Origin of the sequence: Actinomadura hibisca NBRC 15177 (genome assembly GCF_001552635.1) — a bacterium.
GTDB lineage: Bacteria > Actinomycetota > Actinomycetes > Streptosporangiales > Streptosporangiaceae > Spirillospora > Spirillospora hibisca.
Window position 1 is genome coordinate 41972 of record NZ_BCRO01000100.1, and the last position, 6000, is coordinate 47971.

The following is a 6000-nucleotide window of genomic DNA, read 5'->3' on the forward strand; positions in this document are numbered from 1 at the left end:
TGGGGGCGGGTGGATCAGGCGGGGGCGCGGGCCGCAAGAGGGGTGCGGGGAAAACGGTGGCGGACTCTTGGCGCGCGAGCGCAGCGGGCGGGCCGGGAACGCGGTTCAATATGTGGCATGCCAGTCAATGCGGGCGTCCCGGGTAGGGGTGGACGAAAGCCCTTGCGTCGTGACCCGGTCGGCCTGGGCCTGCTGCTGGCCGCCACGGCGGGCGGCGTGGTGCTGGCGCGGCTGCTGAGGGAGAACGCGGGGCGGGCGCGCGCGGCGGAGGTCGCCGCGCCTGAGGCAGGCGCGCTTCTCGAACGGCCCGCTTCCGGGTCGTTTGCCGAGCAGTCCGCTCCCGGGGCATCTTGGCGTCCCGAGCCCGTGCGCCCTGAGACGGCCCGCCCCGAGGCCGTGAGCCCGGAGGCAGCCCGTCCGGAGTCGGCCCGCCCTGAATCCGCGCGCCCTGGGGCGGCAGGTCCCGAGCCCACGCGTCCCGAGCCGGTCCACCTCACCCCCACCTCACCCAGGCCCAAGCCGACCCCCGTCAAGCGCAAGCGCTCCAAAGCAGCCGTAGTAGGCGGCGCGGTCCTGGGCGCGGCGCTGGTCTTGGGCGGCGCGGGCATAGCGGTCGAACGTGCAGGTCAGGCCACGACCGACTCCACGAAAACGACCACGACGACGTCAGCGGCGCCCACCCCCGCCAGCGCGCCCACCCCCGCGCCGGAGCTGACCGCGCAACAACTCGCGACCCAGCTGACCGCCACCTACCGCCTCCCCAACCCGCGCGACACGACCCCCAAGTGCGTGAAGCGCGGCTGCCGTCAGCTCATCACCACCGACCGGGTGACGATCGCGGAGTTCGTGACCGTCGAGAAGGCGCGCGCGTACCAGCTCTCCGTCAAGGACCCGGCGGACGTGAAGCGCGTGGGCCGCTACACCCTGTCGTTCTCGGGCCGCAAGACGCCGAACGTGGTCCCGCCCGCCGAGCGCCGCCAGATGGCCGCCACCCTCAAGCAGATGCTCCTCTGACCTATCGTCGGATCATGGACATGGAGATCTCGGCCGGGACGGTGGACGACGTCGGCGCGCTGGAGTCGCTCTGGCTGGCGATGGTCGAGCACCATCGCGACGTGGTCGGCGGGCAGTGGCCGGTGCGGGGCCGCGCGGAATCCTGGGCGATGTGCCGCAAGGACTACCTGAAGTGGCTCGACGAGGGCAGCGGATTCCTGTTCGTGGCCCGTCCCGCCGACGGAGGCGAGCCGGTGGGCTACGCGTTCTGCCAGGTCCAGCCCGCCGGACCCACCTTCGATCTCGGCGAGTCGTACGGCGAGGTCCACTCCCTGGTGGTCTCCGAGGAGGCGCGCGGAAGCGGCGTCGGCTCGGCGCTTCTGGAGGCGTGCAAACAAGAACTGCGCAGCCGTGGCACCACGTACTGGACGATCGGCGTGGTCGAGGCCAACCATGACGCGGTGCGGCTGTACGAGCGCCTGGGCTTCGGCTCCTGGACGCGCCACCTGCTCGCCCGCGTGGACGATTAAGGCGTCTCAGCCCTTGGACTGCGACGCTTGGCGCTCCACCTCGTCCGCCAGCCGGTCGAGCGACCGCTCCAGGAGCTGCTGCGTGGCCTCGCGCGTCCGCGTTGCGCCGCTGGCCTGGGGCTGGTCGCCGAGGAAGGACAGGTGCGCCACGACGCTGCTCGCGCCGTCGGCGCGGTCCATGACCTGGATCCAGCCGGTGTAGTCGGGACGGCTGCGCAGCCCCCACTCCAGGCGGAGCTGGTCGGGGACGGCGCGCATCAGGACGTCCGCGCCGTCGTCGCCGACCTCGCCCTCGGCCAGGTCGTCGGCGATCCGCTGCACGTCGATCTCGCGGGGGAGCCAGCGCTCCATCGTCGCCACGTCGGCGGCGACGCCGAACACGGTGCCGCTGCCGGCGGGCATGGCCCGTTCTGCCTCGTACTCCATGGTGCCCCCTGCACGCTGGAAGATCCACGAGGGGAGTTACCCCGGAACCGCCGCCCGCAAGCCCCGGACCTGGTCAGACGCCGGTCGGCAGGGTCTCCAGCTCGCCCCGGCGGGCCGCTTCCAGGTGCAGGGGCCGGAGCGCGGAGGTGTCGCGGATCCAGCACAGCGCGTCGTAGCGCTCGGCGACCCTGGTGGGCACGAACTGGTGGTGGTCGCGGCCCGGGTCGTACACCACGCCGATGGCGCGGTGGCCCAGCGTCCGGGTGAGCCAGGACGGGCAGTCGCGTCCGGACGGCGGGACGAACAGCGCGCGGTCCGGGGCGGCGTCGGTCAGCAGCGCCTCCAGCGACCCGGCGCGCGGCGGCGGGACGGTCATGACGTCCATGGTCGCGCCCCAGCGCGGCGCGGCGATCACCGTCCCGGAGCCGCCCGCGAAGCCGACCAGGGCGACGTTGCCGGTGCCGTACCGCTCCCGGGCGAGCCGCCCGAGGCTGGTCATTCCGGCCCGGACCATATCGGTGGCGCGGGCGTCGCCCACGTGCGTGTTGTGCGCCCACACGACGGCCTTGCCGCCGTGGAAGTCGAGCAGGCGGTCGAGGGTGTCGGCCATGTGGCCGTCCCGGACGTTCCACGACTCCGGGCCGCCGTCGATCATCGCGCGGTAGTAGCGTTCGGCGCCCGCCGCGACCTCGGCGTTCTGCCGCGCGTTCAGCTCCTCGACGGGGCCGCTGGCCTTATCCGGCGGGGGAGCACGGCGCAGGTCGGTGAGCAGGTCGAGAACCTCCTGGCGGCAGCCGTCCGGGGCGAGGGCGATCTCGCGCGCGTACGCCTGCGGGTCCTCGCCGTGTGGCTCGAAGCAGCGGTAGGCGGCGAGCGCGGTCTCCAGGTACTCGGGCCGGTGCTCCGACAGGTGCAGGATGACGGCGCGCAACGATTCCCACAGGCTGTAGACGTCGAGGCCGTAGAAGCCGACGCGCTCCCGCTCGGGGAGGTCCTCGTTGTGCCGTCGCAACCAGCGGCAGAACTCGGTGGTCTCGTCGTTGGCCCACATCCAGGTCGGCCAGCGGTGGTAGGCGTCCAAGGCCTGGCGGGGATCTCCAGGCGCGCCGGAGGCCAGCGCGACGCTGCGGCCGACGCGCCAGCAGTCCGGCCAGTCGCCCTCCACGGCCACGAACGAGAACCCGTGCTCGCTGATCAGCCGCCTGGTGATCGCGGCCCGCCAAGCGTAGTACTCGTGGGTGCCGTGGCTGGCCTCGCCCAGCAGCACGCACCGGGCCCCGCCGATCCGCTCTAGGAGCGGATCGAGATCCTCCTCGCCCGTCAGGGGCAGGGCGGTCCGCCGCACGTCCTCGATATCGCTCATGCCGATCCCCCAGACCGGTCGCCAGGGGTACCTCTACCCCGCCCCACCACGACAACCTTGGCGATTACTCCCATTTCGTGGCGTCTTTACCTCACCGGACGAACCGGCCCACACCCTTGGCTATCCCCGGCCCTGCCCCCGGGAAGGGCAGCCCATATGGAATTCGGATACACGCTGCTCTGCGAGCAGACCCCGCCCCGCCAGCTCGTCACCGACCTGGTCGCGGCGGAGGAGATCGGGTTCGACTACTCGGTCATCTCCGACCACTACTTCCCGTGGCTGGAGGAGCTGGGCCACTCGGCCTACGTCTGGTCAGTGCTGGGCGCGCTCGCCCAGGCCACCGACCGCATCCCGCTGATGACCTTCGTCACCTGCCCGATCATGCGCTACCACCCGGCGGTGGTGGCGCAGAAGGCCGCCACGGTGGGGGTGCTGTCGGAGGGACGCTTCACGCTGGGGCTGGGCGCGGGCGAGAACCTGAACGAGCACATCATCGGCCGGGGCTGGCCGTCGGTGGACGTGCGGCACGAGATGTTCGCCGAGGCCGTGCAGATCATCAAGGAGCTGTTCGGCGGCGACTACGTGAACTACCGGGGCCGCCACTTCACCGTCGACTCCGCCAAGATCTACGACCTGCCCGACGAGCCGGTGCCCATCGGCATGGCGGCCTTCGGCTCCCGCGCGGGCCGCCTCGCCGCCCAGTACGCCGACGTGCTGATCTCCGACCAGCCGGTGGGCGACGTCGTCTCGCTCTTCCAGAAGGACGGCGGCGCGGGCAAGCCGGTCTACGGCCAGATCCCGGTCTCGTACGGCACCGACTACGAGGAGGCGAAACAGAACGCCCACCGCCTCTGGAAGTTCGGGACGGCGGGCTGGAAGGTGATGGCGGAACTGCCGGGCCCGGTCAACTTCGAGGCGAGCACGAAGACGGTCCGCCCGGAGGACGTGGCGGAGGCGGTGCCGTGCGGCAACGACGTGAACCACTACCTGGAGACGGTGCAGCAGTGGGCTGACGCGGGCTTCACGCACATGTCGTTCTGCCAGGTGGGGGCGGACCGGCAGCAGGACTTCAGGGATTGGGCGAAGGCGGAGTTGCTGCCGGCTTTGCGCGAACGGTTTGGGTGAGCGAGGTGCCACCGAGGACGAGGTGCCATCGAGGAACCGACACTCTCAACCGAAACGCGATACTGCCGCCATGAAGAAGACCGTGTGGATGGACGCGTGGCAAATGGAGTGCTGCGGCGACCCCTACTCGGTCGGCTCGACGGTGACGTGGACGCTGGGCGACCTGGACCGCGCCTGGCTGACCACGGTCCTGGGCGCGGAGACCGCCGCCAAGGTGAATGCAACCGAGGAACACCACACCGACACCGACCGGGTCGCACGCATCAGCGGCGAGGTGAAGTCGATCTCCGCCGTGCACTGCCGCTACGCACCCAGACCGGGCGGCGACACCCGGACCTACTGGCCGGTCGCGGGCACCACGGTCCTGACCAGGCTGACCAGCACGAACGACGGCTCCCCTGACCGGGACGACCTGAGGTTCGTCGGCTACCTGGTCCAGATCGCCGAACACTGACCACCGCCGACCGTGCCTCGCGCGAATCGTCGTTGGCCGTTAACGGTCAGAAGGGCATGCGGCGGGATCATCGGGGATCACTTTCACCATGCGGACTGAGGCGAAGGCGTGGTCGTACGGCACGGTGGGCACTCTGGGGATCTTCGGCGGGCTGCTTCTCGGGCGGCTCGTGAATGTGCTGCCCGGCGTGGTGGTGTTCGTGGTCGGCATGGCCGCGGCCGTGTTGTGGACGAGGGAGGAGCGGCGACGGCAGCGCGAGCTGACCGGGCTCGACCAGACCAAGCTGGCGGATCTCTGGCGGGCAGGGCGGAAGGGACGCGCGCCTGAGGACCCGCAACTGGACCGGGTCGCCCTGGTGTGGGCTGATGACCGACTCAAGCGGCTGACCCACGGCGTCTGGTTCGCCCCGGTCGTGGCTGTGCTGGGTGGCGTGGTGGGCTACTTCACGGGGTTCCCCAAGGGGCTGGGCTGGCCTTCGGCTGTTTATTGGGCCCTGCTTGGCGTATTCGTGCTGGTCAGCCAGATTTTCCAGCGCAAGCGCGTGTCCCGGATGCGCGCGGAGATTGAGAAGCGCGCATCCGGGGGTGTGGTGGATGGTGAGGTGGGCGCGGAGGCTGCACGCACTCGCTGAGGGGGCAGTGGGCGGGGGGCTGGGGCTGGTGGGCACCTGTATCAACCCGCGCGGGCTGGGGTTGTTGGGCATGTGCACCAACCCGCGCGGGGCCAGGGTCGCTGGCCAGGCGCGGGGCGCGGGGTTGGGGTAGGTGCTCGGGTGCAGAAAACCCGCACGGGCTGGGGTTGGTGGGCATGTGGATCAACCCTGTGCGGGCTCGGGTTGTTGGTTGGGTGCGGGGCGCGGGGTTGAGGTAGGTGCTCGGGTGCGGAAAACCTGCACGGGCTGGGGCTGCTGGGTATCTGGATCAACCCCGCGCGGGTTGGGGTTGTTGGTTGGGTGCGGAGCACGGGGTTGGGGTTGGTGGTCAGGTACAGAAAACCCGCACGGGGTGAGGTTGTTGAGCACCTGTCCCTAACCCCGCGCGGGCTGAGCTGGTTGGGCACGTGCACCAACCCCGCGCGGGGCTGAGCTGGGCGGTCTCGTGTAGACCCCC

7 protein-coding genes are annotated in these 6000 nt (G+C 71.0%); 5 read left to right on the forward strand and 2 right to left on the reverse strand.

Annotated elements, in window-relative coordinates; all coding sequences use genetic code 11:
• Positions 1–162 precede the first annotated feature (162 nt).
• Together AH6_RS44390 and AH6_RS36045 are read left to right on the forward strand one after the other, a co-directional pair.
• Positions 163–1014, forward strand: a complete 852-nt coding sequence (locus AH6_RS44390) for a hypothetical protein (protein ID WP_157431931.1) — start codon at positions 163–165, stop codon at positions 1012–1014.
• Between the two features lie 14 nt (positions 1015–1028).
• Complete coding sequence (locus AH6_RS36045; RefSeq protein WP_083983812.1) at positions 1029–1523, forward strand: GNAT family N-acetyltransferase; 495 nt, start codon at positions 1029–1031, stop codon at positions 1521–1523.
• Between the two features lie 6 nt (positions 1524–1529).
• Here AH6_RS36045 and AH6_RS36050 read toward each other — a convergent pair whose 3' ends face one another.
• Positions 1530–1949 (reverse strand): hypothetical protein, encoded by a 420-nt coding sequence (locus tag AH6_RS36050; protein ID WP_067489305.1) that lies wholly within the window; start codon positions 1947–1949, stop codon positions 1530–1532.
• Between the two features lie 73 nt (positions 1950–2022).
• On the reverse strand, positions 2023–3312 hold the full coding sequence (locus tag AH6_RS36055; protein WP_067489312.1) for an erythromycin esterase family protein: 1290 nt from the start codon (positions 3310–3312) through the stop codon (positions 2023–2025).
• A 156-nt stretch (positions 3313–3468) separates the two neighbouring features.
• Between AH6_RS36055 and AH6_RS36060 the strand changes: the two genes are divergently transcribed.
• From AH6_RS36060 to AH6_RS36070, 3 genes are all read left to right on the forward strand, one after another.
• Positions 3469–4437, forward strand: a complete 969-nt coding sequence (locus tag AH6_RS36060) for a TIGR03557 family F420-dependent LLM class oxidoreductase (protein WP_067489314.1) — start codon at positions 3469–3471, stop codon at positions 4435–4437.
• Between the two features lie 70 nt (positions 4438–4507).
• Entirely contained in the window at positions 4508–4891 is a 384-nt protein-coding gene (locus tag AH6_RS36065) for a DUF6578 domain-containing protein (RefSeq protein ID WP_067489316.1), read from the forward strand.
• A gap of 88 nt (positions 4892–4979) precedes the next feature.
• Positions 4980–5522, forward strand: a complete 543-nt coding sequence (locus tag AH6_RS36070; protein ID WP_067489319.1) for a hypothetical protein — start codon at positions 4980–4982, stop codon at positions 5520–5522.
• Positions 5523–6000: the final 478 nt, after the last annotated feature.